The organism is Falsiroseomonas sp., from assembly GCF_041690465.1.
Taxonomy (GTDB): Bacteria; Pseudomonadota; Alphaproteobacteria; order Acetobacterales; family Acetobacteraceae; genus Falsiroseomonas.
The window spans coordinates 1-24,500 of record NZ_JAWLHG010000045.1 but is presented as its reverse complement, the minus strand read 5'-3'; the positions used below and the strand labels follow the sequence as shown (position 1 = coordinate 24,500).

23 protein-coding genes and 3 pseudogenes are annotated in these 24,500 nt (G+C 71.8%); 9 read left to right on the top strand and 17 right to left on the bottom strand.

Annotated elements, in window-relative coordinates:
• Positions 1-496: 496 nt before the first annotated feature.
• From ACESM1_RS25910 to ACESM1_RS25900, 3 genes are read right to left on the bottom strand one after another with little or no spacing between them, the layout of a single operon-like run.
• Positions 497-1,369, bottom strand: coding sequence for an amidohydrolase family protein (locus ACESM1_RS25910; protein ID WP_372624123.1), 873 nt, complete (start codon positions 1,367-1,369; stop codon positions 497-499).
• 12 nt (positions 1,370-1,381) lie between these two features.
• Positions 1,382-2,344 carry a tripartite tricarboxylate transporter substrate binding protein gene (locus ACESM1_RS25905; RefSeq protein WP_372624122.1) on the bottom strand — a complete coding sequence of 321 codons (963 nt, stop codon included), beginning with the start codon at positions 2,342-2,344 and terminating at the stop codon, positions 1,382-1,384.
• Positions 2,341-3,285 carry a substrate-binding domain-containing protein gene (locus ACESM1_RS25900; protein WP_372624121.1) on the bottom strand — a complete coding sequence of 315 codons (945 nt, stop codon included), beginning with the start codon at positions 3,283-3,285 and terminating at the stop codon, positions 2,341-2,343. The genes ACESM1_RS25905 and ACESM1_RS25900 overlap by 4 nt, the downstream gene beginning before the upstream one ends.
• 214 nt (positions 3,286-3,499) lie before the next feature.
• On the opposite strand from ACESM1_RS25900, the gene ACESM1_RS25895 reads away from it, so the two are divergent.
• Complete coding sequence (locus ACESM1_RS25895) at positions 3,500-4,261, top strand: IclR family transcriptional regulator (protein WP_372624120.1); 762 nt, start codon at positions 3,500-3,502, stop codon at positions 4,259-4,261.
• Between the two features lie 7 nt (positions 4,262-4,268).
• Here the strand turns inward: ACESM1_RS25895 and ACESM1_RS25890 are convergent, their stop codons facing one another.
• Positions 4,269-4,625: a cupin domain-containing protein gene (locus ACESM1_RS25890; RefSeq protein WP_372624119.1), complete on the bottom strand. Its 357-nt coding sequence runs from the start codon at positions 4,623-4,625 to the stop codon at positions 4,269-4,271.
• A complete protein-coding gene (locus ACESM1_RS25885; RefSeq protein WP_372624118.1) occupies positions 4,625-5,587 on the bottom strand; it encodes a tripartite tricarboxylate transporter substrate binding protein in 963 nt (320 codons plus the stop codon). Before ACESM1_RS25885 ends, ACESM1_RS25890 begins: the two co-directional genes overlap by 1 nt.
• A 103-nt stretch (positions 5,588-5,690) precedes the next feature.
• Here ACESM1_RS25885 and ACESM1_RS25880 point away from each other — a divergent pair, with 103 nt between their 5' ends.
• A complete protein-coding gene (locus tag ACESM1_RS25880; RefSeq protein ID WP_372624117.1) occupies positions 5,691-6,296 on the top strand; it encodes an NIPSNAP family protein in 606 nt (201 codons plus the stop codon).
• A gap of 3 nt (positions 6,297-6,299) precedes the next feature.
• Here ACESM1_RS25880 and ACESM1_RS25875 read toward each other — a convergent pair whose 3' ends face one another.
• Genes ACESM1_RS25875 through ACESM1_RS25865 form a run of 3 tightly spaced genes read right to left on the bottom strand, consistent with a single transcriptional unit; the run spans position 6,300 to position 8,622 of the window.
• Positions 6,300-6,980: an aspartate/glutamate racemase family protein gene (locus ACESM1_RS25875; RefSeq protein WP_372624116.1), complete on the bottom strand. Its 681-nt coding sequence runs from the start codon at positions 6,978-6,980 to the stop codon at positions 6,300-6,302.
• Positions 6,977-7,552: a carboxymuconolactone decarboxylase family protein gene (locus ACESM1_RS25870; protein ID WP_372624115.1), complete on the bottom strand. Its 576-nt coding sequence runs from the start codon at positions 7,550-7,552 to the stop codon at positions 6,977-6,979. The genes ACESM1_RS25875 and ACESM1_RS25870 overlap by 4 nt, the downstream gene beginning before the upstream one ends.
• Entirely contained in the window at positions 7,549-8,622 is a 1,074-nt protein-coding gene (locus ACESM1_RS25865) for a WD40/YVTN/BNR-like repeat-containing protein (protein WP_372624114.1), read from the bottom strand. The genes ACESM1_RS25870 and ACESM1_RS25865 overlap by 4 nt, the downstream gene beginning before the upstream one ends.
• Before the next feature lie 120 nt (positions 8,623-8,742).
• Here ACESM1_RS25865 and ACESM1_RS25860 point away from each other — a divergent pair, with 120 nt between their 5' ends.
• On the top strand, positions 8,743-9,720 hold the full coding sequence (locus tag ACESM1_RS25860) for a Bug family tripartite tricarboxylate transporter substrate binding protein (protein WP_372624113.1): 978 nt from the start codon (positions 8,743-8,745) through the stop codon (positions 9,718-9,720).
• A 204-nt stretch (positions 9,721-9,924) separates the two neighbouring features.
• On the opposite strand, the pseudogene ACESM1_RS25855 reads toward ACESM1_RS25860, so the two are convergent.
• Positions 9,925-10,269 (bottom strand): annotated as a pseudogene (locus tag ACESM1_RS25855) (IS110 family transposase); the annotation flags it as partial.
• A 403-nt stretch (positions 10,270-10,672) separates the two neighbouring features.
• Here ACESM1_RS25855 and ACESM1_RS25850 point away from each other — a divergent pair.
• Both ACESM1_RS25850 and ACESM1_RS25845 read left to right on the top strand, forming a co-directional pair.
• Positions 10,673-11,782 (top strand): patatin-like phospholipase family protein, encoded by a 1,110-nt coding sequence (locus tag ACESM1_RS25850; protein WP_372624112.1) that lies wholly within the window; start codon positions 10,673-10,675, stop codon positions 11,780-11,782.
• A 37-nt stretch (positions 11,783-11,819) separates the two neighbouring features.
• Positions 11,820-14,243 carry an AsmA family protein gene (locus ACESM1_RS25845; RefSeq protein ID WP_372624111.1) on the top strand — a complete coding sequence of 808 codons (2,424 nt, stop codon included), beginning with the start codon at positions 11,820-11,822 and terminating at the stop codon, positions 14,241-14,243.
• A gap of 401 nt (positions 14,244-14,644) precedes the next feature.
• On the opposite strand, the gene ACESM1_RS25840 is transcribed toward ACESM1_RS25845, so the two are convergent.
• Positions 14,645-16,081, bottom strand: coding sequence for a Do family serine endopeptidase (locus ACESM1_RS25840; RefSeq protein ID WP_372624110.1), 1,437 nt, complete (start codon positions 16,079-16,081; stop codon positions 14,645-14,647).
• Between the two features lie 141 nt (positions 16,082-16,222).
• Between ACESM1_RS25840 and ACESM1_RS25835 the strand changes: the two genes are divergently transcribed.
• The 3 genes from ACESM1_RS25835 to ACESM1_RS25825 are packed head-to-tail and all read left to right on the top strand — an operon-like array spanning position 16,223 to position 18,547.
• On the top strand, positions 16,223-16,900 hold the full coding sequence (locus tag ACESM1_RS25835) for a winged helix-turn-helix domain-containing protein (RefSeq protein ID WP_372624109.1): 678 nt from the start codon (positions 16,223-16,225) through the stop codon (positions 16,898-16,900).
• Entirely contained in the window at positions 16,893-18,269 is a 1,377-nt protein-coding gene (locus tag ACESM1_RS25830) for a sensor histidine kinase (protein ID WP_372624108.1), read from the top strand. Before ACESM1_RS25835 ends, ACESM1_RS25830 begins: the two co-directional genes overlap by 8 nt.
• The gene (locus ACESM1_RS25825; RefSeq protein WP_372624107.1) at positions 18,266-18,547 is read left to right on the top strand and encodes a zinc-binding dehydrogenase; all 282 of its coding nucleotides are present in this window, start codon (positions 18,266-18,268) and stop codon (positions 18,545-18,547) included. Before ACESM1_RS25830 ends, ACESM1_RS25825 begins: the two co-directional genes overlap by 4 nt.
• A 431-nt stretch (positions 18,548-18,978) precedes the next feature.
• Here the strand turns inward: ACESM1_RS25825 and ACESM1_RS25820 are convergent, their stop codons facing one another.
• The 7 genes and pseudogenes from ACESM1_RS25820 to ACESM1_RS25790 all read right to left on the bottom strand — a co-directional run bounded on the left by ACESM1_RS25820 (position 18,979) and on the right by ACESM1_RS25790 (position 24,346).
• Positions 18,979-19,689, bottom strand: a complete 711-nt coding sequence (locus ACESM1_RS25820) for a substrate-binding domain-containing protein (RefSeq protein ID WP_372624106.1) — start codon at positions 19,687-19,689, stop codon at positions 18,979-18,981.
• A 4-nt stretch (positions 19,690-19,693) separates the two neighbouring features.
• Positions 19,694-20,875, bottom strand: a complete 1,182-nt coding sequence (locus tag ACESM1_RS25815) for an acetyl-CoA hydrolase/transferase C-terminal domain-containing protein (RefSeq protein WP_372624105.1) — start codon at positions 20,873-20,875, stop codon at positions 19,694-19,696.
• A 133-nt stretch (positions 20,876-21,008) separates the two neighbouring features.
• Complete coding sequence (locus ACESM1_RS25810) at positions 21,009-21,548, bottom strand: sulfotransferase family protein (protein ID WP_372624104.1); 540 nt, start codon at positions 21,546-21,548, stop codon at positions 21,009-21,011.
• Between the two features lie 22 nt (positions 21,549-21,570).
• Positions 21,571-21,645: pseudogene (locus tag ACESM1_RS25805) on the bottom strand (sulfotransferase); the annotation flags it as partial.
• A gap of 438 nt (positions 21,646-22,083) precedes the next feature.
• Entirely contained in the window at positions 22,084-22,875 is a 792-nt protein-coding gene (locus ACESM1_RS25800; protein WP_372624103.1) for a class I SAM-dependent methyltransferase, read from the bottom strand.
• A gap of 19 nt (positions 22,876-22,894) precedes the next feature.
• Positions 22,895-23,545 (bottom strand): hypothetical protein, encoded by a 651-nt coding sequence (locus ACESM1_RS25795; RefSeq protein WP_372624102.1) that lies wholly within the window; start codon positions 23,543-23,545, stop codon positions 22,895-22,897.
• Positions 23,546-23,689: 144 nt separating this feature from the next.
• Positions 23,690-24,346: a hypothetical protein gene (locus tag ACESM1_RS25790; RefSeq protein WP_372624101.1), complete on the bottom strand. Its 657-nt coding sequence runs from the start codon at positions 24,344-24,346 to the stop codon at positions 23,690-23,692.
• Between ACESM1_RS25790 and ACESM1_RS25785 the strand changes: the two are divergent.
• A pseudogene (locus ACESM1_RS25785) lies at positions 24,333-24,500 on the top strand (transposase); the annotation flags it as partial. The gene ACESM1_RS25790 and the pseudogene ACESM1_RS25785 sit on opposite strands and share 14 nt — an antisense overlap.

Below are 24,500 nucleotides of genomic sequence, written 5' to 3'. Positions count from 1 at the left end.
GCGCGCAGCGGATAGCGGGGGGCGCCGGGGGTCTGCGGCCGTGCGGCGGTGTGACCGGCACCGGGCCGGGCGGCGAGGATCGGGGATGGCCCGCCGGCGAATCCGGCGGCGCATCAGTCGGGCCGCCGCCGGTGTCGTCGGCGCGCGGCTGCGGGCGCGATGAGGGCGGCCGGCGCGCCGCCTCTCGCCGGTGCCGGCCGTGGCCGGGGCGGGGCAGGGGCCGCTTGATGCGACGCGGTGCGCTCTGATTCCCTGGCTGGCGTCAGTGGGAGACGAGCGATGGCGCGGCGGCGGATCGGACGGGCGGACCTCGGTGCGCGGCGGAGCCCAAGGCGGCCTCCACGCTGATCGAGTCGCCGGTGCGCCTGTTGCCGCGGAAGCCGCTTGCACCGCCATCTGCATCGGCGCGTCAACTTGCAGACCGGCCCAGCAGGCCGTCCTCGCCGACGCCGCGCAGGCAGTGATCTTCGCTCACAGTCCAGGACGGCCGGAAGCTTCAGAACTCGAACAGCGCCGCCGGGTTGTCCACCAGGATGCGCCGGCGGGCCGCCGCCTCCGGCGCCCAGTCGGCGAGCAGGTTGAACAGCTGCACGGAACCGACCTTGTCCGCGAAGGAGAGGTGCGGGTAGTCGCTGCCCCAGATGATGCGGTCCGGCGCGGCCTCGAGAAGCGCGCGCGCCATCGGCGCGGCGTCGGCGAAGTCGGGCGCGGTCGCCATCCGGTATGTGCCGGTGAACTTCACCCAGGCACGGCCATCGCCGTGGCGCAGCAGGTCCAGCAGCTTCACGAAACCGCGCTGCGCCGGCCCCTCGGCCGCCTTGAACATGCCCATATGCGCTAGGCTGAACTGGCAGCGGAGGCTGCCGAAGACAGGTAGCAGCTCCTCCGTCAGCCATCCGGGCGTGAGGAAATCGAGATGCCAGCCGAGCTCCGCACAGCGCGCATCCATCCGCCGGATGCGCGGCAGCATCGTCTCCGAGAAGCCCGGCGCCGGCGGCTTCACCGGTGAGACATTGATGCGCACGCCCCGCACGCCGAGGGCATGCATGTCCGCCAGCAGCGCATCGGGCGCGTCCTCGTCCACATCCACGATGCCGCGGCAGCGCGCCGTGCCGACCACGCGCATCGCATCGAGCATGCAGGCGTTGTCGCGGCCATAGGCACTGGGCTGAACGAAGACGAAGCGCTCGATCCCGAGATGCGCCGCGAGCGCCATGTAGTCGTCGAGCGGCGCCACCGGCGGCGCGTAGCGCAGCGGCTCGGCGGCGGCGTAGGGATAGCGCTCCGCCGGGCCGAAGACGTGGAAATGTGCGTCGCAGGAAAGCGGCGGGGCGCGGAACGCCGGCGGCGGCTCCTCGGTATGGTGCAAGGTGGATCTCTCCTATTCGATCCGGACGCCGGCGCGCGCGATGACCTCGCGCCAGACGCCGATCTCGCGCTCGACGAAGCGCGCCATCTCCTCGGGCGTCGAGGTCACGGCGGTGGCGGCCTGCTTCTCGAAGGCCTCGCGCAGGCCCGGCTGGGCGCAGGCCTGGACGATCTCGCGATTGAGGCGCGCGATGATGTCCGGCGGCGTGGCCGCCGGCGCGGCGATGCCCCACCAGTAGGACATGTCGTAGCGCGGCAGCCCGGCCTCGATGAAGGTCGGCACCTCCGGCAGCAGCGGGCTGCGCTGCTCCCCGGTGACGCCGAGGCCGAGCAGCGTGCCGGCGGTGACATGGCGCACGCCGGAGGCGAGGCTCGCGATCGCCATGTCCACTCGGCCGGCGATGACATCGGCGATCGCCGCGGCGACGCCGCGGAACGGCACATGCAGCGCGCGGATATCGGCGACGTTCAGCAGCAGCTCCATTGCCAGATGCGCGGAGGATCCCTGCCCGCCGGAGCCGAAGGTGACCTCTCCCGGCCGGCTCTTCGCATATGCCACCAGCTCCGCCACCGTCTTCGGGCCGAGCCCGGGGCGCAGCAGCAGGATGGAGGGCGAGTTCGCGATGCGGCTGATCTGCGCCAGGTCCTTCAGCGGATCGTAGGGCAGGTTGCGGTAGAGGCCCGGCGAGATTGCCAGCGAATTGTCGGTGAGCAGCAGCGTCGTGCCGTCCGGCTCGGCCCGCACCACCGCGGTGGCGCCGACGGTGCCGCCGGCGCCGGTCCGGTTCTCGACGATCGTCTGCTGCCCGAGCTGCCCCGTGAGCTCATTGGCGAGCAGCCGGGCCGAGACGTCGGTGAAGGAGCCGGGCGCGAAGGGCACGACGATGCGCACCGGCCGCGGCGGCCAGGATTGTGCCAGGGCGGGCCTCGAGAGCGGCGCCAGTGCAAGGGCACCGAGCAGGGTACGGCGGTTCATGGTGCGGTTCCTCCTCCCGTGGTCGTCGTGGTTCGGCCGACCGCCCGGCGCCAGCGCGCCAGCAGCGCCTCGCGCGCGGCCTCGTCCAGCAGGCGCTCGAAGCCGGTATCGATCGGAATCGGCGAGAGTGGCTGCGCGGAGGGCGCGGTGATGGGGAACAGCCCGGCCGTCCCGAGCGCCGCCTGGCCCGTGGGCGAGACCAGGAAGGCGAGGAAGGCGGCAGCCGCTTCCGGATTGGCGGCGCGGCGCGGGATGAAGGCGATGCGCGCGACGGCGGGCGCCGGCGCCGCGGAGGGCGCGATGCGCAGCGTCGGATCGGCAGCGATGGCGCGGCCGGCATAGGCACCGAGCACATGCAGCGCGAGATCCGCGCCCCCTTCCATCGCCTTCACCAGCGCCACGGCCGACCCGGCGGAGCGCGGCGAGCAGCCGGAGAGCGCCTCGAGGAAGGCGTCGAAGTCCGGCTCCTCCAGGCTCCAGCGCAGCATGGCGAGGAAGCCGAGCCCGTTCGCCTCGATGTCCGGCACCACGATGCGGCCATGGACGCGCGCGGCCTGCCCGGACAGCAGCGCGGCGAGTTCGGCGGGGGTGCCGGCGGGCGCCTCGGGGGCGCGGATCAGCGTCGCCAGCGGCTCGCTCGTCGTCGCCAGGGCAAGGTCGCGATAGGCGGCGGTGGGTGGCAGCGCATGCGTAATGCCGTGCGGCCGAGCGTGGCCCTCCAGCACCAGGGCCATCTGCAGGTCCATGGCGCTGCTCCAGATCAGGTCCGCGGTGGGCCCGCCGGCCGCGTGCTCGGCCAGGTAGCGCTGGTGCAGCGCGGTGCTGATGCCGAAGACGAAATCCAGCTCGATCTCGGGATGCATCGCCCGGAAGGCCTCCAGCAGCGGCGCGCAATAGCGCTCCTCCGCCGCGGAGAGCAGCGTCAGCCGGCCCCGCGCCATCTCACCCGCCCGCGCAGGCACGGCACAGGAACGCCCTGCGCGGCCACGGATTCGCGGCTATATCCTCGGCTGCTATGGCCGCTTCCTCCTCCACGCCGGCGCCTGCGCGGGCGCCGAACCTTGACCGACCCGACGCTAGGGTCGTGGCGTCGGTTTGTCCAGCATGACGGGATTTTCTACCGAACCGTTGCGCGGCGCGAGTAGCCTCGAGCGCATGCTCGGGCTGCTGGAGGTCTTCACCGCCTCCGCCCCGGCCTGGTCCACCGAGGACCTGATCCGCTTCTCCGGCGCCTCCCGGTCCACGTGCTACCGCTACATCAAGGCGCTGCAGGCGGCCGGGCTGCTGACGCCGGTGGCAGGCGGTGCCTGGATGCTCGGGCCGCGCATCATCGAACTCGACCGCACCATGCGCCTCTGCGACCCGGTGACGACCGGCGGCGGGCCGCCGATGCGCCGCCTGGCGGAGGAGACCGGCTTCACCGGCCTGCTCTGCCTGCTGTTCAGCGGCACGGTGATGTGCGTGGACGACGTGCCGGCCAGCGGCGCGCCGGCGGGCCTGTTCAGCCGCGGCCAGCGGCGGCCGCTCTTCGCCGGCGCGGCCTCGAAGGTGATCCTCGCGCATCTGCCGCCGCACCGGCTGCGCGCGCTGTTCGCGCGCCACCGCACCACCATCGCCGCCGCCGGCCTCGGCGCCGACTGGGATGCGTTCCGCGCCGCACTGCGCGGCATCCGCGAGGCCGGGCATTGCGTCACGATCGGCGAGTTCCAGCCGGGCGTGCTCGGCATCGCCGCGCCGTTGTTCAACGCAGAGGGCGGCGTTCTGGGCAGCATCGGCATCGCAGCCGAGGCTGCCCGCGTGCCACCTGGCGCACGCGCCAGGCTGGCCGAGCGTGTGATGGCGGCGGCGCGCGAGGCCTGCACGCGCATCGCCGAGGAACAGCCCCGCGCCGCGCGCCCGGCCCGCGCGGTGCGGTAGCTTCGGCCTATACCGGGATCGTCACCACCACGAAGACCAGCCGGCCGAGCCCGGTGTTCTGCAGGGCATGCGGCACATGCGGCGGGATGTAGGCGACATCGCCCGCCCGCACCACGCGTGCCACATCGCCCAGCTCCAGCAGGCCCTCGCCTTCGAGGAGGTGGTAGATCTGCTCCTTGTCCGTGTGCAGGTGCCGCGCGACATGCGCCGCGGGGGCGTAGGAGGAGATGCGGTAGTCCACCAGCCGCGAGCCCTCGGCGCCCGCGGCGACCAGCACCTTGGACAACGCCCCTCCGTGATGGCCGGCGCCCTCGATCCAGGGAACCTCGGCCTGGTTGCGCAGCAGCGCCTCGGTGGCGGGCATCAGTCGGCCACCTCGAAGCGCACATGCCGCGCGAGTTCCGCCCAGCGGTTCAGCTCGCCATCCAGGTGCGCGCCGAGTGCTTCCGGCGTGCCGCCCTGCGCCTCCACGCCGATCTCGCGCAGCCGCGCCGCCGTCTCGGGGTGCCGCAGCGCGGCGTTGGTCGCTTCGTTGAGACGCGCGAGCACCTGCGGCGGCAGGCCGGCGGGGCCGAGCAGGCCCAGCCATTCGTAGAGCGCGAAGCCGGGAACCATCGTCTCGGCCACGGTCGGCACATCCGGCAGCGCGGCGCTGCGCTCGCGACCGGTGGTGGCCAAGGCGCGGAGCTGGCCGCCGCCGACGAAGTTCCGCGCGGTGGGCAGCACGGCGAAGACGAAGTCCACCCGGCCGGCGACGAGGTCGGTCATCACCTGGCCGCCGCCGCGATAGGGCACGTGCAGCGCGCGGATGCCGGCCGCATGGCTGAACATCTCCGTCGTCAGATGGTTGCCGCTGCCGTTGCCAGCGGACCCATAGGTCATCTGCCCGGCGCGGGACTTTGCGAGAGCGACGAGCTCGGCGATCGTCGTCGCTTGCGACGTGGGCGGCACCACCAGCAGCATCGGCACCAGCCCGACCAGGCCGATCGGCGTGAAATCCGTGCGCGCATCATAGAGGATGTTGCGGAACAGCACGGGATTCGCGGCGAGCGCGGTGGTGGCAAGCACGATGGTGTGCCCATCCGCCGGGGCGCGCGCGGTCATCCCGAAGCCGATCATCGCCGCGCCGCCAGGGCGGTTGTCCACCACCACCTGCTGGCCGAGCTCCTCGCCGAGGCGCGGCGCGATGATGCGGGCGGTGATGTCGGTGATGCCGCCCGGCCCATAGGGCACGACCAGCCGGATCGGCCGGTCCGGAAAGGCATGGGCCGGCGACACGCCGACCAGAAGGGCGGCGCCCAGCGCCGCGAGAAGCAGCCTTCGCATCGTCTTCCTCCCCCCGGCCCGCACGGCCAACGGCGGCGTGGCGGTTGCCGTGGCGTGAAGGATGTCCCACCATGCGGCATCCTTTCAAGGCTGGAGAGGCGCCATGGTGGACGAGCTGCGCATCTACACGCTCCGGCCAGGCGCCATGGCGCGCTACATGGAGCTGGCGGAGAAGGTCGCCGTGCCCGTGCGCGGGGACCGCTTCGGCGTGCTGCTGGGCTTCTGGGCCGGCGAGGTCGGCGCCACCAACAGCGTGTTCAACCTCTGGCGCCACGACGATCTGGAGACGCGCCGACGCCTGCGCAGCGAGCTGGAAGCGTTGCCGGCGTGGCGCGAACGCTACCTCGCCGAGGTGCGGCCCCTAATGCTGCGCCAGATGGTGCGCTTTCTCGACCCTGTCCTGCCGCTGGCGGCGCCGCCAGCTCCGGTCGGCCTCTACGAATTCCGCCTGCTGCGCAGCCGCGCCGGCGAGGCGGGCGCGCTTGCCCGGGCGATTGCAACCTCGCCCGATCCCGGCACGCTCGGCATCTGGACGACCAGCGCCGGGCCGATCAACGAGGTGGTGCAGCTGCTCGGGCATCCGGACGCGCGCGCCCGCTTTGCGCGGTCGCTGCACGGCGCGGACGGCGTGCTGGCGCGCGAGGCTGCCCGCATCGAGGAGGTGGAGAGCAGCCTGGTGCTGGCCGCCCCCCACTCCCCGCTGCGATGAGCCTCACGCCGGCACGGGAAGCCGCATCAGGTCCCAGGCCGTCGCGCTGATCGAGGACCAGGCCGGCCGACCGAACTCCGCCGCCAGCCCGCCCAGGATTGCATGCGTCGGCAGCTGCGAGCAGCCGATGAACAGCGCATCGGCATCCGGGCCCATGGTCCGACGTGCCAGCTCCAGCACCTCCGCCGAGGTGATGCGGCAGAGCGCCTCGACATCCGGCGCGCGGAAGCTCGCCATCCGCAGCACGAAAATCCCGCCATCGGCGAGGAAGGCTTCGAGCTGCGCGTTCACGGCGTCCTGGTAGGGGGTCACCACCGCGATGCGCTTCGCGCCATCATGCTGCAGCGCCTTCACCATCGCGCGCGCGGTGGTGACCACCGGCAGGCCGGTGGCGTCCGACAGCTTCGCCGCCAGCTCGGCATCGCCGCGCGGGCCGGAGATGAAGCCGGCCGCGGTGCAGCCATAGGCGATCGCGTCCAGCTTCGCTCCGGCGAATTCCTGCCGCGCCAGCGCGATCGCTTCGTCGCGATAGGCCGGCATCGTCTCCTTCGTCAGCAGCGCCTTGCCGCGCGGGATGCCGACGCGCCGCACCTGCGAGCCGGGCGGCAGCCACGCGGCGAGCTCGCCCTCCATCGTCGTGTTGTTCGCCGGTACCATCAGGCCGATCGCGAGCGGCGCGGTCATGGGCGGTCTCCCTTCAGCGGCGCGAGCGGCGGCGCGGTGCCATCGGGCAGCGCCGGCCGTGCGGTGTTCAGCACCATCGCCAGCATGGCGTAGTAGCCGCAGAGCGCAAGCAGATCGAGGATGCCGGCCTTGCCGAATCGCGCCTCGGCGGCCGCGAAGAGCGCGTCCGGCAGCTCGCCTGTCGCGTGCGCGGCCATCGCGATGTCGAAGGCCAGCGCCTCCTCCGCGCTCATCGGATCGGGCCGGCGGCCCTCGGCGATGGCGGCGATGATGTGCTCCGACAGGCCCTCCTTCCGCGCGATGCGCGCATGCGCGACCCATTCGAACTGGCAGGTCCAGCGCCTTGCGGTGACCAGCACCACCAGCTCCACGAGCTGCCCGGGCAGGCCGGTGCCGAAGCGCAGATGCTCGCCGAGCGCCTGGATGCGCTGCGCGAGCGGCGGGTTGTGCAGCAGCGCGAGGAAGGGGCCGCGCACGCCGCCACGCGGGCCACCGGCAATCTCGGCGACCAGGGTGCGCTGCGCCTCGGTCATCGCCTCGGGCGGAATGGCAGGGAAGCGGTCGGCGCTCATGCGGCGATCCAGCCCGTCTGGGCTGCCTTCAGCGTGGGTCTGGTGATGGAATGTGCGGCGCGCCGGGTGCCCGCGGGCAGGGCGCGCCAGTGCAGCGCGCGCAGCTCGCCGAAGACATGCGGCAGGCGTTTCCAACTCTCGCCGCCATCGGTGCTGCGGAACATCTCGCCGAGATTGGTGCAGACGAAGACCAGCATCGGGTCCGAGGCATCGGTCGCGATGCACCAGACGCTGCTCTCCAGCGGGCCCGGCAGCTTGGCGTCTTCCCAGCTGCGGCCATGGTCGCGCGAGCGCAGCAGGAAGCCGTCATTGCCGGGCGGGCCGTTGCCGTTGGCGAGGAACACGACGCCCGAACCGTCGGCGCGCGGCACCACGGCGCGCGTATACGGCCAGGGCGAGGGCAGCTCCTGCAACTGCCAGGTCTCGCCGTCATCCTCGCTGCGGTGCAGGCCGCGATTGGTGGTAGCCAGCACCGCCTTGCCGCCGCCCGGAAGCTTCACCACCGCGAGCCCGTGCACGTCGCCGGAGACCAGGCCGTTGTCCTTGCGCTCCCAGGTCAGGCCGCGATCACGGCTGCGATAGACGCTGCCGATCTCGACGCCGGCCCAGACGGTGTTGCCGTCCACCGGGTCGAACAGGATCTGCGTCACCCGCGTCGGGCCCATGTTCACCTCGGAGAACTGGCTGATCCCCGGCGCGGCCACCGCCTCCCACGTCGCGCCGGCATCACGCGAGAGCCAGAAGCCCGCGGGCCGCGTGCCGGCGAGCAGACGGTCCGGATCTGCCGGATCCACCGCGACCGCCCAGACATCCTGCATCGGCGAGGGCAGATGCACCCAGCGCGCGCTGGGCTCATCCCAGCGGAAGGCACCCATGTCCGTGCCGGCGAAGAGGCGCTCCGGCGTCGCCGGATGGCTCGCCAGCGACCAGACACGGGCCTCGAGATACATGCCGGAATGGCTGTTCGGATGCACCCAGCTCTCCCCGAGATCGTCGCTGAACCAGGCCGAATGCCCCGCCGTCCCGGCATAGACGTGCACCTCGCGCGCCGGATCCGCTCTGCCTGTCACGCCATCCTCCCCGCCGGGCGAGCCAGCCCGGCCTTGACCGTCCGTGCTAACTAATCCCAGAATGCGGAAAATCTCAACAGACGCCGGTGCGGAACGGATCGGCAGGGAGGAAGGCAGCTCATGACAGGCTCCACCACACGCCGCGGACTGATGCTCGGAACCGCTGCCCTGCCGTTCCTGGCGCGTGGCGCCGCGGCGCAGGCCTGGTCGCCCACGCGCCCCCTGCGGATCGTGATCGGCTTCCCGCCGGGCGGCGGCATCGACATCCTCGCGCGGCTGATGGCGCCGAAGATGTCGGAGAAGCTCGGCCAAGCCGTGGTGGTGGAGAACCGGCCCGGCGCCAATGGGCTGATCGCGACACAGGGCGTGGCGCAGTCGGAGCCCGATGGGCTCACCATCCTGTTCGGCACCACCGGCAATCTGGCAGTGAACCCTGTGCTTTATGCCGACAGGGTGGACCTCGCGCGCGATTTCGCCCCGCTTTCGCTCGTCGCCTCGCTGCCCTTCGTGATGGTGGTGAATCCCTCGGTGCCGGCGAACACGCTGGCGGAGTTCATCGCACTCGCGCGCTCGAAGCCCGGCGAGCTCAACTACGGCTCCTCCGGCAATGGCGGACTGCCGCATCTCTCGGGCGAGCTGCTGAACGCGCAGGCGAATATCCGCACCGTGCACGTGCCCTATCGCGGCAGCTCGCCGGCCTATGCCGACCTGATCGGCGGCCGTGTGCAGTTCATGTTCGACGCGCTGGCAATCGGCCAACCGCACATCGAGGCGGGACGCGTGCGCGCTCTGGCGACCACCGGCGCGCGTCGCATGGCCGCGTTGCCGGAGGTGCCGGCGGCAAAGGAAACGCTGCCCGACTTCGAGGTGGTGAACTGGTACGGCATGATGGTGCGTGCCGGCACGCCGGCATCTGCCATCCTGCGCCTGCAGCAGGAAGTCGCCGATGCGTTGCGCCAGCCCGATGTCGCGGCGCGGGCCGCGCAGCTCGGCCTCGATCCCGTGGGCAGCACGGCCGAGGAGTTCGCCACCTTCCAACGCGCCGAGATCGACAAATGGGGCGGCGTGATCCGCGCCGCTGACATCAAGGCGCAATAGGCAAGCCGCCGACCCTGATCGCCACGCCACCAGCGTGGCGATCAAGGTTGGCGCGTGCTTTCGGGTCGACAGCCAGGGCGCTGAGGTCTGGCAGTTCTCCCGGGCCGTGGCGGAGATTGCTCCCGCGCCTGGTGATGCCGAGCAGCCTCGGCTTGTCGCCCGTTGCCTGACGGGGCACGAGGCCAGGCCAGGCTACGAGATCACGCCGACCAGGCGGTCGCGCGCCCGGTGCAGCGCCTGCACGTCCAGCTGTTTATCCGCCTTGGGCACGACGAAGCGCGTCGTCAGCCGCGTCGCGGCCGTCGTTCTTCGGCGCCTTCAGGCAGGGGCGGATATACTCGGGCGACATCAGCCGCACTTCTTGTCCCGGCGCCGCGAGGAGCCGGCCAAGGTCGCGCGCGCCACCACGCAGCCCGGCTGCTTCGCCGCTGGTGCAGGGATGCTTTCGCGTCTGACCCGCCGACGCAGAACGACGCGCCCCGGGACATCAAGCCCAACCCCGCCGCAGCTGTTCTTGCCGGGATCGAGCCCGAGCATCTGAACCGTCATCGCTTCCACTCCCTTCAAGTCTTCTGGGCAGGAGGGAAAAGGGGCGAGCGATCCCACAATGCGGCGCCTGACAGCTGCGGAAGGGCGGACGGGACCGGGGGAGCCGCCGGCCGCCGGGCGGGCGCCGCTGATCCATCCGTGACCTGCATGGCGGTTGGCTGTTGTTCCCGCACCTGTGCCGAACGTCTCACTTGCTGGCGGGGCCGACATCGCTTCCAGCGGCGGCGTTCCCACGTGCCGCTCCTTCACCTAAGAGACGACGGGCTGGAAAGGAACCTCAGTCTTGCCGACTCACGGCGCCCCCCCGGTCCACACTTCTCGGCGCCGACTGATCCGCGGCTTTTTCGGCCTCGGTTCCGCATTCGTCCTTCCGGGTTGTGCGATCCCGCCAAGGCTCGCCGCCGTGCCGGCCGACCGCTCCGCCGAGGCGCGCGTGCTCGGCCTGCCGAACGAACGCTATCGTATTGCAACGCCGGCAGGTCAGGCTGCGCTTGACCAGGAAGTCGTGGCCGCCTTTGCCCGCCGGCGCCAGGCGCTGAACCTGCCGGAGGGTGCTACGCTGCCGGAGCTGAACCTGCTGGCCGTCTCGGGCGGCGGCGAGAACGGCGCGTTCGGGGCAGGGCTGCTGAACGGCTGGACGGCGCAGGGGACGCGACCGGTCTTCGACCTGGCGACGGGCGTCTCCACCGGTGCACTCACCGCGCCATTCGCCTATCTCGGCCCCGACTGGGACGAGGCACTGAAGGACGTCTACACCAACATCACGCCCGGACGCGTCCTGCGGCGCCGCTGGATCACCGCCGCGATCTTCGACGATGCGCTGGCCGATACCTCGCCGCTGTTCGACACCATCTCGCAGTACGTGGACGAGCGCATGCTCGGCGCCATCGCCGAGGCCTACCAGCAGGGTCGCCTGCTGCTGATCGGCACCGCAGACATCGACGCCCAGGCACCCATCGTCTGGAACATCGGTGCGATCGCAAGCAGCGGCCATCCCCGCGCCCTCGATACCGTTCGCCGCATCCTGCTGGCCTCCGCGGCCATCCCGGGCGCCTTTCCGCCCGTCATGTTCGACGTCACGATCGACGGCGTGCCGCACCAGGAGATGCATGTCGATGGCGGCACCTTCATGCAGGCCTTCCTCTACCCGAGCGCGGTGACCAGCGCGCGCCGCGCCGCGATCGCGCGCGGGCGGCGCGTCCAGCCCGCGCGTGCCTGGATCATCCGCAACGGGCGTCTCGATTCCGAGTGGGCGATGGTGGACCGCCGAGGTGTCAGCATCGCGGGGCGCGCGATCTCCAGCATGATCGCGGCGAGCGGCTTCAACGATGCCGTGCGCCTCTACTTCTTCGCGCAGCGCGACGGGGTGGACTACAACCTCGCCTATATCGGGTCGGATTTCACACAGCGGCTCGAATCCCCCTTCGAGCCCGGCTTCATGCGCGCCCTCTACGCCTATGGCTACGACAGCGCGCGGGACGGATTCGAATGGGCAAAGACGCCGCCCCTCTGAACCGGCGCCCACCGGCGCCGTCCTCTGCGCGCTGGCGATGAGCCGCTGGCTGCGCCTCGCGCTCATCGGCGCGGCGGGCATCGCGCTGCTCTCCGGCGGGGCGGTGGTCGCGCTGCAGGTCGCGCTCGCGCGCGGCGCGCTGACGGCGCAGGTGGATGCGGCGCTGGAACGCGCGATCGGGCGCAGCGTCACGCATGGCGCGGTTTCCGTCCGGCCCGGCCTCAAGCCGCGCATCGCCATGGCCGATGCGACCATCGCCAATATCGCGGGCGGGAGCGCGCCAGACTTCGCCCGCATCGGGCGGCTGGAGGTGACGCTCGCGCTGCTGCCGCTGCTGGCGGGCCGGGTCGAGATCGGCAGCCTGCTGCTGGCGGATTCGGAGATCCTGCTGGAGCGCGACGCGGCGGGGCGCGCCAACTGGTCCTTCCGGGATGGCGGCGCCGGTTCCTCGTCCGGCGGCCTCGGCATCGGCGGGCTGGAGATCGTATCCTCCCGCATCCTGCTGCCCGGTGCGCCGATCGAGCGCATCGAGATCGACTCCCTGACCTTCGCACGCGACGATCCGCATGACCCGATCGAGCTGGCCGGCCGTATCCGCCTGAATGGCGAGGCGCTGACCGTCTCGGCGAGCGTTGGCGAGGAGGCCGCCGGCGCGCTGCCTCTGACCGGCACCGCGACGGGCGAAGGGCTTCGCTTCACCCTGCGCGGCACCTGGCCGCGCCGCATGGAGGCGCCCGGCTGGTCGCTCGCGCTGGATGCGCAGACGGAGCCGGGGACCGTGCAACGCCTGGCGCGGGCCGTGGGCCGGCCAGACCTGCCGCTCGCGCCTGGGCCGATCGGCCTCAAGGCGCGTCTCGGGCCGGGCAGCCCGATGCCGGCCGTATCGGATTTGACGCTCAAGCTCGGCGCGACGGATCTCGGCGCGGCCGTCCCGGGGCTGCGGCTGACACGCGCGGAGCTGCGCGCGGCCTCGCTCGAGGACGCGGTGACGGTGTCGGCCAAGGGACGGCGTGCCGGCGCGGAGCTTGCCCTGGTGCTCACCCTGCCCTCGCTCCGCAGCCTGCTGGAGGCGACGGAGGAGGAGACATGGCCGGTCGAGGCGACGGTGACCTCGGGCCCGTCCCGCCTGACGCTGAGCGCAGCGGTGCGTCGGAACCTGGATCTCGGCGCAACCGCATTCGATGCGCGGCTCACCACGCCGGACCTGTCGCGGCTCGGGCCGTTGTTCGGCACGACGCTGCCGCGCCTGACCGGCGTGACCGCGCGGGCGCGGCTCTCCGGGCTCGGCACAAGCCAATTGCGGCTCGCGTCGCTCTCCACGACGGCAAACGTGGTGGAGGCGGAAGGCGAGCTCGCGATCGCCTTCGCACCGCGCACCGCCTTCCGCGGCCGGCTGGCAATGCGCCGCCTCGACCTCGATGCCATCGCCGGCGCGCGGAGCACCGCGCCGGGGCGCCGGGCACAGCGCCTGATCCCGCAGGTGTCCCTGCCGGTCGAGGCGCTCCGCGCCGCCGATGCGAGCCTCGCCCTGTCGGCGGCGACCATGACGGCTGGCGGCACGCGATGGCGCGATGCCAGCGCGACGCTGACGCTGGAGAACGGCCGTCTGGTGCTCGACCGGCTGGTCGTGACCTCGCCGGGCGGCGTGCTCGGCGGACGCCTGTCGCTCGATGCGGCAGCACGCCTGCCACAGGCCGTGCTGCAGCTTGACAGCCGCGGGCGCGGGCTGGACCTGGCGGCGCTGCGTCGTGCCTTCGGCACGCCGGCCGCGCTCGACGGCGATGCCGAACTCAGCCTCGACCTGCGGGCGCAGGGCGCGAGCCTGCCGGCACTGGCCGCCACGCTTCGCGGCGAGGCTGGCATCGCGATGGTCGGTGGCCGCTTCACGGGCGCGACCGCGCTGTCCATCGGGCCCGACCTGTCGCGCATCCTGTTGCCCCGCGGCTCCCCCGCCGGCGGCGTCGGGCTGCGCTGCCTCGCGCTGCGCCTGTCGGCGGAGGACGGCATCGCGCAGAGCCAGGTGCTGCTGGCGGAAGGTGATTTCGGCCGGATCGATGGCAGCCTCGCCGTCAACCTCGGCAACGAGACCGTGGCCGCGCGGCTGCTGGCCGACGTCTCGCTGATGGGCGTCACCGTCCGCACGCCGGTCACGATCGGCGGCACGCTGATGGCGCCGCGCGTCGGCGTGGAACCAGGGCCTGCCCTTGCGCAGGTGGTCGGCGACGCGGTCGCGAACCGGCTCTGGCGCAACAGCACGGTCGAGTTCCTGCGCGGCGTGACCGGCAGCATACCGCCGGGCGGCGATTGCGGGGTGGCGCTGACGGCCGCCCGGCTTGGACGCGCCGGCCGCATGCCGGAGGCTGCGGCAACGCCGATTCCGCTCGTCCCGCGCGAGGTGCAGGGCGTCGCGCAGGGCCTGGTGCGCGGCGTTGGTGGGTTGCTTGGAGGCAGGCGGCCGTGATGCGGCCATACCGGCCCGTGCGTGCAAGCAGAGTCGCGACACGGTGGCCCTCGAGGGCGAAGCCGACGAGCCTGGCCGGCGTCTCTGCTTCCACCTGTGCGCCCAGCGTTGCGTGTCGCGCCGGCAGTCACCTCCGCGACGGCCTGCGACGAATGGGGCAGGTGCCGCTCACGACGGCGGCCATCTTCGCTCCCTGACATCCGGCATCGCCGATGAAGCGCTCGACGAGGAGGAGTGGCGCTTGCGACCGACGAGTGCATACCCGCGTCGGGTGCGGAGGGGCCGAGCATAGCGCCCTCTCCATGGGATGGTCCGCCCCCTTTCCGTCATGTCCGGAGGTGCGGCGACAGGCAGGGAACAACCCGCCGCCGCCTGCCGGACCTGACGTGGCCGGCCGCGGTTCAGCCTGCGTTCAGCGGGATGGCCACGAAGCGACGCGCCCCGTCCCGCTCCACCTGGAAGGCGATGGAGGGCCGCCCGGCGCTGCGCGCTGCACCCACTGCTTCCACCACGTCGTTCGGCGCCTTCGCCTCGCGATCGCCGGCGCGCAGCACCACGTCGCCGGCGCGCAGGCCGCGCTCCGCCGCCACGCTGCCCGGCTCGACCCTGGTGATGGCGACGCCGCCTTCCGGCCGCGGCGCCAGGCCGATGCCGATGCTCGTCGGCGCGGACGCGGCACCGCCCTTGGCAGCGGCCTCGCGGCTGGCCGGCGAGGTGCCGATCTCGACGCGCTGCTCGAGTGCCGCGCCGTCGCGCAGCACCGCCAGCGTCGCAATACGGCCCGGCGTCACCGCAGCCACGCCGGCGGCGAGGTCACGCGGCGACTCCACCCGGGTTCCATCGATTGCCGTGAGCACGTCGCCGGGGCGGATGCCCGCCCGCGCGGCAGGGCTGTTCGGCTCCACGTCGGCCACCAGCGCGCCCTTCGCGTCCTCGATGCGCAGCACCGTCGCCAGCTCCCTATCCATCGGCTGCAGCGAGACGCCCAGCCAGCCGCGCCGCACCGAACCATGCTCGCGGAGCTGCGTGACGACCTGCTGCACCATCTTCGACGGCACGGCGAAGCCGATGCCGATATTCCCGCCGGAGGGCGAGAAGATTGCGGTGTTCATGCCGACCACCTCGCCGGCCGTATTGAACAGCGGGCCGCCCGAATTGCCCGGATTGATCGAGGCATCGGTCTGGATGAAGTCGTCATAGGGGCCGGCGCCGATCTGCCTCCCGCGCGCCGAGACGATGCCTGCCGTGACAGTACCGCCGAGGCCGAAGGGATTGCCCATCGCCATCACCCATTCGCCGACGCGAGCCTTGTCGCTGTCGCCGAAGGCGAGCGCGACGAGCGGTCCGCCCGCCTCGACCTTGAGCAGCGCGATGTCGGTCGCGATGTCGCGCCCGATCACCCGCGCCGACATCTCCCGCCCATCGGCCATCGCCACGCGGACCTCGGCGTTCTCGCCGACGACATGGGCGTTGGTCACGACGTAGCCGTCGGGATCGACGACGAAGCCGGAGCCCTGGCCGGCGCGGCGCTGCTCCGGCCGCGGCATCTCGCGCCCGCCGAAGCGACGGAACATCTCCTCCATCGGCGTGCCGCGGAGCTGCGGCGGCACCTCGACACCGGCGTTGGCGACGCGCTCGGTCGTCAGCACGCGGACCACGGAGGGGGCGACGCGGGCGGCGACGTCGGCGAAGTTCGGCGCCGCGAGCTGCGCGACCACGGCCGGAGGCGGCACCTGCTGTGCCGTGCCGGGCATGGCGGTGAGCGCCGTGGTGCCGAGCGCCATGGCCAGCAGGCCAGCGGCAAGCGCGGAACGGCGCGGGGTGAAGAGGGAAGCCATCGTTATCTCCCGAGGAGCAGGGTCGCGGAACCCCGCCGGCCGGCGGGGCATGGCGGGCAGAAGAACGCACCGCGCCTCGTCGCTCTTTGTCGCCATCCTTACGGATGCGTATGGTGGCGCGGTCAGTCAGGGAGGCTTCGGTTGCGCATCCTGCTCGTCGAGGACGATGCCGCGACGGCGGCCTATGTCGAGCGTGGGCTGGAAGAGGCCGGCCACGTTGTGGACCGGGCGGCGGATGGCCAGGACGGTCTCTTCCTCGCCACCGGCGGCGGGTATCAGGTGATGGTGGTGGACCGCATGCTGCCGAAGCTCGACGGGCTTTCGATGGTGCGCGCCGCCCGCGCCGCGGGCATCGTGACACCGGTGATCTTCCTGACCGCCCGAGCCGGCGTCGGCGACCGCGTGGAGGGCCTGGAGGCGGGCGGCGACGACTACCTCGCCAAGCCCTTCGCCTTCGCCGAGCTGATCGCGCGCATAAACGCGCTCGCCCGCCGCCCGCCGCTGCAGGCGCAGGTCACGACGCTGCGGGTCGCCGATCTCGAGATGGACCTCATCCGGCGCACCGTCTCTCGCGGGGGGCGGCGGATCGAGTTGCAGCCCAGGGAATTCCGGTTGCTCGAATACCTGATGCAGCGCGAAGGCCAGGTGGTGACGCGGACCATGCTGCTGGAGGGCGTCTGGGACTTCCATTTCGACCCGAGGACCAGCGTGGTCGAGACGCATATCAGCCGGCTGCGCGCCAAGGTGGACAAGGGCTTCGACCGGGACCTGATCCACACCGTCCGCGGCGCCGGCTACGTCATCCGCGCTGATGGCTGAAGCGACACGCCGCTGGGCCTTCGCGCGCACCACGGCCTTCCGGTTGACGCTGATGCATCTGGTGCTGACGGTGGTCGGCACCGGCCTGGTCGGCGGCGTTGCCTGGTGGTCCACGGCGGGCTTCGCCGCGCGCCAGGCTGCGCAGGAGATCGAGCGTGGCGTCGGCGTCCTGCTCCAATCCGGCGCGCTTTCCGGCGCACGCGGCATCGCGCTTTCGATCGAGACGCGCATGGCCGCCGATCGCGCGGGCACCGAATACTACCTGCTCGCCACGCCGAGCGGGCAGCGCGTCGCGGGCAATCTTTCGGTCGTGCCCCGGCGGCCGGGATGGCATGAGGGACGGGTGGTGCGACCGGACGGCGCCGAGGCACCGGTGATGATGCTCGCCGCCCAACTGCCGGAGGGCGGGAGGCTGGTGGTCGGGCGGGATCTCTCCGCGGTGCGCGAGTTGGAACGGCGGCTGCTCGCCGGCGCCATGTGGGTGGCGGGCGCGGTGCTGCTGCTCGGCCTGCTGGGCGGGCTGCTGATCGGCCGCAGCGTCGCACGGCGTGCCGCGGCGATGGAGGCGGCGCTCGGCGCGGTGCAGGCGGGGGCGCTGGAGCGGCGCCTGGCGGTCGGCCCCGGCGGCGACGAGTTCGACCGCCTGGCCGCGCGGATCAATGCCACGCTCGACCGCATGCAGGGCCTTATGGCCTCGCTGCGCGAGGTCACGGACGACATCGCCCACGACCTGCGCACGCCGCTGACCCGCCTGCGGCAACGGCTCGACATGGTGGCGCGCGCGCCGACGGCCGCGGCGATTGCGGAAGCGCAGGCCGAGGCGGACAACCTGCTCGAGATTTTCGCTGCACTGATGCGCATCGCGCAGGTGGAATCCGGCACGCGGCGCGCCGGATTCAGCCAGGCGGACCTGTCCGCGATCGCCCAGTCGGTCGCGGAGGTCTATGCCCCGGCCGCGGAGGAGCGTGGCCAGACCCTTACCGCCCGCATCGCGTCTGGCGTGATCTTGCCAGGCGATCCTGCGCTGCTGACGCAGTTGCTCGCGAACCTGGTCGAGAACGCGATCCGCCACGGACGGCCTGATGGCCATGTGGAGCTTACCCTCGGCGAGCGTCAGATCATCGTGGCCGATGACGGGCCCGGCATCCCTGAAGCCGATCGCGAGCGGGTGTTCCGCCGCTTCCTGCGCCTCGACGCCGCGCGATCCACGCCGGGCAGCGGGCTCGGCCTCGCCCTGGTGCGCGCGGTAGCCGATCTGCACGGCCTGACCATCGCCATGGAAGACGCCGCGCCGGGGCTGCGCGTGCGCGTCACGCTACCGGATCGAAGCGCGGAAGTCAGCCGAACAGGCGAGGCGCGTGCGGCTTGACCGGCATGGTCGCACCGGCATCCAGTGTAGAAGCTATCTTTGGAAGATGCGGTGCCCGTTCGGGAGAGACGGTCTTCATCCACGGCGCCAGCGGCTCCGTCGGCACGGCGGCCATCCAACTGGCGAAGCGCGCGGGCCTGAAGGTCGTCGGCAGTGCGGGCAGCGCCAGGGCGCTCGCGCTGATTGTCGAAGCAGGCGCGGCCCTGGCCGTCGATCACACCCGGAAGGGCTACCTCGACGAGGTGAAAGGCTACACCGCGGCCGCGGGCCGGAGCTGATCCTCGATATGTTCGCCAACGTCAATCTCGCCGCCGACATGGATCTCGTCGCCAAATACGGTCGGATCATCGTGATCGGCAACCGCGGGGAATCGCCGCCAATCCGCGCCTGGCCATGATACGGGAGCGCGACAAACGCGGGATCCAACTCTGGAACGCGGCACCGGAGCAGGTGAAGCCGATGGTGCAGGACATCATGGCAGGCGTGGCGGAGGGTGCACTGAGGCCGACCATCGGGCGAGAGATGCCGCTTGCCGACGCGGCGGCGGCGCAAGTGGCGGTTTTGGCGCCCGGCGCCTATGGATGGCAAGGTCGTGCTGGTGCCGTGACCCCGGCCAAGAAGGGGATCGTCCGTCACGGCATCCGGGTGGAGAACGTGCAAAGGACCAGGCCGTGCAGCCCAGGCGGATCACGCCAAAGCTGAGCGAGCCTCACGAGCGCGGGTCGAGCCGCATCACGCCGGCGGCCGCCAGTTCGGCGTCGAGTTCCGCCCCCGTCAGGACACCCAGCACCTCAGCCGCACCCGCTGCGCGCGACGTGCTCAGGAACACTGACATGTCGATCTGCGCGCCGGCCGCCGCGGGGAAGATCGCCGCTGGAACCACCCCCGGGCTCGCCATGATCGTGGTGAGCGGCCCCACGGCAAGCTCCGCCTCGCCGGCGGCAACCGAGGCGACTGGTCCGCCGGCGCCCATCGGCCGGCTCTTCGGTGCCACTGCCTCCGCCAGGCCGAGCCGCGCAATCGCGTCGAGATAGGTTCGCCCGCTTGTGCCATCGCCGGTGTAGGCGATGCTCTCGGCGCCGCGCAGCAGCGCTGCGATCCCGGCTGCGTCGGTCAGGACGGGACCCTCCACCCCAGCCCTGCGGCCGATGGCGAGGGGGATGCGGCCGAACGGACGGTGGCTCGCGCCGTCGGCGCGTCCCGCCGCGACCAGCGCGTCCACGTAGGGCGGATTGGTCAGGCCGATGTCGTATGCCTCTCCTGCCAGGATGCGCTCCGGGATCGCCGGGTTCAGGTCGAAGACCGGCACCACCGCCCGCTTCGCGGCCGCCTCCAGGCGCGGGGCGAGCCGTGCGAAGATGGCGCGGATCGCCACCGGAACGAAGATGCGCAGCGCGCCGCTGTCCCGCGGCACCGTCATTCACCTAGGCCTCCGACCGCGCACCCGCCGGCGGCGATCGCGGATACTGCGCCCACCAGAAATACGCGCGCGGGATGAGGCCATTGCCGTAGGCCTCCCGTTCCAGTTCCTCGCGGAAATCCGGATGAGCGATGGAGATCATCGCCTTGGCGCGCTCGGCGACGGATTTCCCCTTCAGGCAGACCATGCCGTATTCGGTCACGGCATACATCACATCCGTCCGGGGAACCGTGACGATGGTCCCGCCGGGAAGATCGATGACGACGCGGCTCTTGCGCACGCCACGCCTCTCATACGTCGATGGCATGCACAGGAACGCCCGACCGTCCTTGGACTGGTAGGCGGCGCGCACGAAGCCGAGCTGGCCGCCGGTGCCGCTGAAATGCCGGTGCCCGGATGATTCCGATGCCGCTTGGCCCTGCAGATCCATTTGCCCGGTGCTGTTGACCGCGACGACGTTGTCGTTGCGCGACACCGGATGCGGCAGGTTCGTGTAGCCCACCGCGCGCGTCTCGAAGTCGGGATTGCGGTCGATGCAGGCGTAGAGCTCGCGCGATCCGATGGCGAAGGCATAGACCGCCTTGCCGACATCGACCTGCTTGCGCGACCCCGTGGCGGCGCCGACCTTCACCAGTTCCATCAGGCCGTCCACCAGCATCTCCGTGTTGATGCCGAGATCCTTCACACCGGCCTGCGCAAGCGCGCGACACACCGCGTTCGGCACGCCGCCGATGCCGATCTGCAGGCAATCGCCATCCTTGATCTCGGCGGAAATCTCCTCGATCGGCCTGCGCGCACCGATCAGGTCGATCAGCGCATCATGGGTGGGCGTGGTGATGCCGTGCTGCCAGCCAAGCCAAGCGACGGCGCCGTTGAGGCTATCGATCTCGGTCCGCCGCCCCGCCGCGATGTCCTGCAGCATGGAGGAGCGGTGCCCCGCGCTGCGCGCCAGCATGGCCGGCGCCAGGGTCTCCCGCGCGTAGGCTGCGCCAGATGGCGCCGGGCGATAGTCGAACTCGGCCGCCAGCACCGCCAGCGTCTCCTCGGCCAGGCGTTCGATCAGCCCGAGCGTGTGCGGGTGGCTGACCAACTCGCCATAGCTCAGCCCGGTCAGCGCGCCGGTCGGGTTCATGCAGGTGTTAAACAGCAGCTTGAACAGGACGGTCTCGCGGATCGCCGGATCCACGCGGATGGGAAGGAAGCCCGCCTGTGCGGCAGCGACGAAGCACTCCAGCTTCGCGGTCGCATCGCCCAGCAGTCATGCGCCCTTTTCCGCAGTGATCCGTCCCCTGGCCTCCGGAGTCATCTCCACGCGCGCCTCAGGCAGGCTCGCCACCGAGGACCTCCCAGAAATCGGCGCGGAGTTTGTGGTGCGGAAACGGCTCCGCCGGCGCCGCGACGCCGAGGAACGCGCAGAGCGGGGCCCAGCCCTGCGCCACGTCGAAGACCAGCAGGCGGTCGGCGGGCAGCGCCGCGCGGACCTCCTCGGTCCGGTGGCGATAGGCAGACAGCGCGATCTCGCGGTCGTCGAGAGCGCCGCCGAAGGTCTGCTTGCCCACCAGTTCGTTCCAGGCGGTCAGGATGTCGGCGATGTGCGGCGGCAGCGGCAGGTCGCGGTAGCGGCGTAACAGCTTGCCGATCGTCTTGTCGAAGCTTGCCCACCACCTATCCTCGGGGCGGATGGTGTGGACCACCTTCGCCTGCGGAAAGGCCGCCGCGAGTTCGCGCCAGACATGGGCGCCGGGCCAGTCCACCTGGGCGCGGTAACCGGCGAAGACCTCCCTCCAATCCACGGCGCGGCCGGCGGCCAGCGCCTGCCAATGCGCCACCTGTTCGGGGTGCTCGACGATCTCGTGCATGTGGTGGCAGGGGGGCGAAGCCCAGCATCTCCAGCGCTGCCTTGAGCGACTTCGTGCCGGTCCGGCCGAAGCCGGACCCGATGACCTGCAGTGTCATGACGTCTCCCTTGCGTTGCGCCCACCCGGCGTCTTTTTCGAGCGGGTCTGTCACGGTTGCACGATGGCCAGCCGCACGTCCTGATCGCCGAGCACGGTGGCGGTGTGGCCTGTGCCCGACATCCGCCATCCGCCAGATCGCGCCGGCTCCGAACTTCCGCACCTCGCCGTCGCCGGCCTCGACACGCAGCCGGCCCGAGAGGCAGAAGGCCACCTGCCGCCGCACGAGGAGTGCTGCGCGCCGCCCCAGCCTGCGGGCGGGATGAGGTAGAGCAGCCCGGTCGCCGCCTCGGTGGCGAAGATCGGCATGAGCGGGGCTGTTGGGGCGAGGGTGCCTGGGTCCAGCGGAGCGGCCGCATCGGCGAAGCGGGAGATGCCGTCGGCGTCCTCGGTCAGGTGCAGGATGGGCACGGCGGCAGGCACTGACATGGCGAAGTCCTCACGTCCCTGGCATCGCGACCAGGCAGCGGAAGCGCGCGGCGACGCGGAAGCTGCCGTCGGGTTGGCGGAACGGCGCGAGGGCGGCGCGATGCGCTTCGATGAAGGCTTCCCGGCCCGAATGCTCGATGGCCCGAACGGCAACGCCGGCCGAGCCCAGCCCGCGCAGCCCTGTCGCCTCGTCGGGATAGGACCAGTGCGTGTCCACGTCGAAGACTGTCCCCGGCGTCAGCCCGCCGGCCGCGGCGAAGGCGCGCAGTGCCGTCTCATCCGACAGCGCGAAGGGACCAGGTGCACCGGGCGGCGGGGCGGGCAGCAGCGGCTTCATCGCGCCGACCAGGGAAGCCGCCTCCATCCCCGCCGGATCGCCCCAGGTCATGATGACGACCATGCCGCCGGGCTTCGCGACGCGCCCCGCCTCGCGCAGCGCCTGCGCGGCGTCGCCGGCGTACTGGAAGGCATTGAAGCCGGTGACGAGGTCGAAGCTGTCATCCTCGAAGGGCAGCGCCTCGAGATCGCCCTGGCGGAAATCGCCGGTCGGCGTGCGTTCCCGCGCGATCTCCAGCAGCGCCTCGGCGGCGTCCAGCCCGCACACGGTGGCGCCGCGCGAGGCCGACAGCGCAGCGGCCATGCCCGCGCCGCAGCCGACATCCAGGTGGCACGTGCCCGGGCCAACGGCGGCATGGTCCAGCACGGCGCGGAAGGCGGCGGCGCATTGGCCCTCCTGCACCTCCGCCCAGTCGCGCGCCCGCGCGCCCCACAAGAGGCCGTTCGTCTCGGCAGTTCTTGTCATCGGTTGATTGCTCCCTGGGTCATGACCACGCCGCCAGCAGAAGAACGAAGGCGGGCACCGGCGCCACGGCGATCAGCACGCTCGCCAGGAACTGCCGGAAGCTGAAAAGCCCGCCCAGCCCCGCCGCCATCGCGATGCCGCCGCCGCCGCCCAGCAGCGTGTTGCCCGGCGTGTTGATCAGCAGGACGAGGCACAGGCAGCGATGGCGTAGCAGCCGGACGGCGAGGCGCCGCAGCGGCGAGGTGCCGGGCGGGGGCGCGGCACTCTGCTGCGCCAGACACGCCACGGTGGCGGCGGCCCGGTCGAGCCGGAGCCGCGCGAGCAATCGCTCCACGCTGCGCGGTGGAAACGACCGCCCAATGGCGAAGGCCAGCAGCAGGCCAACGACGGTCGCCGCATAGACGTGGCCGGCGAGCTGCGCCCGGCACAGCGCCAGCAGCAGGAATCCCACCTCCGCCCCCGGCACGAAAGGAATCGCGATGAGCGCCGCCTGAAGCAGCAGCACGGCGTAAATCAGCGGCGGGCCGAGCATCTCCTCCTGCGCCAGCCGCCGCAGCTCAAGCAGGCTGTCGAGTGCGCCGGTTAGAGACGACGCGCCGAGAACCGAGAGCGCCGCCAGCGGGAGGACGGCGAGGAATAGCCAGAGGATCGCACGCCGCGCGCCCGTCATCGGCGGATCCGGGCGTGAACGAAGGCGCCGTTGATCGCCAATGGGCCCGTGCGTTCCGTGCTCTCTTCCTGACGCATGCTCCGATGCTCACCCGATTGCGAGATCGGCCGACACACGACGCGCTAAAGAAAACTAAATCGCCGCCTATCGCAGCGCGTCGGCTTCCTTGGGCGGCGCCAATCCGGCAGCGACGCGCAGGAAGGTGTGCCCGCGGGCCTGGTAGTCGGGGTTGGTCGAGAGCCAGCGCCCCGCCAGCCGCGCGGCGGCCAGCGCGAGCGCGGGCGCGTTCAGGCGCGCGAAGGTCGCGGCCGCTGCCGCCAGGTCGCCCGTGCCGACCTGCGCGATCGCGCCCAGCACTAGCGGCGGCGCGGCATTCGCCATGCCGAGCAGCGCGGCGTGGGCCGAGGCAGCCGCGCCATGCGCGAAACCGAGCGCGCAGAGCATCTCGCCGCGTGCGGGGTCGCGCCGGCTGCGGCGCAGCGCGGCCTCGGCCAGCGGCACGCCACGCTCCGCCTCGCCGTGCAGCGCCTCGTTCAGGCTTAGCCAGGCCAGCGTGACCGCGCAGTTGGGATTGAGGCCATGGGCGTGCCGCAACGCCGACAGCCCCGTCGTCCGATCCTGCGCCATGAAGGCCAGCAGCCCCTTCTGCCGCCAGGCGTGATGGTCCTGTGCGTCGAGCGCGATCGCCGCATCCGCCGCGGCGCGCCCAGCGGCGATGGTGGCTGCGAAGTCGTCGGTGGTGCCGTGATAGGCGTGCCACCAGGCGACAGCCGCAAGCACCCGATGCTCGATTGCGGGCAAGATCGGCTGCACGGACGAGACGTTGCGCAAATGGGTGCGGCAAGCCGAGCGCGACGCGGGCCAGCGGCCGGGCGTGACGAGCGAGGAGCGGGAACGGATCAAGGCCTTGGAGCGAGAGGTTCGCGAGCTTCGCCGGGCCAATGAGATCCTGCGC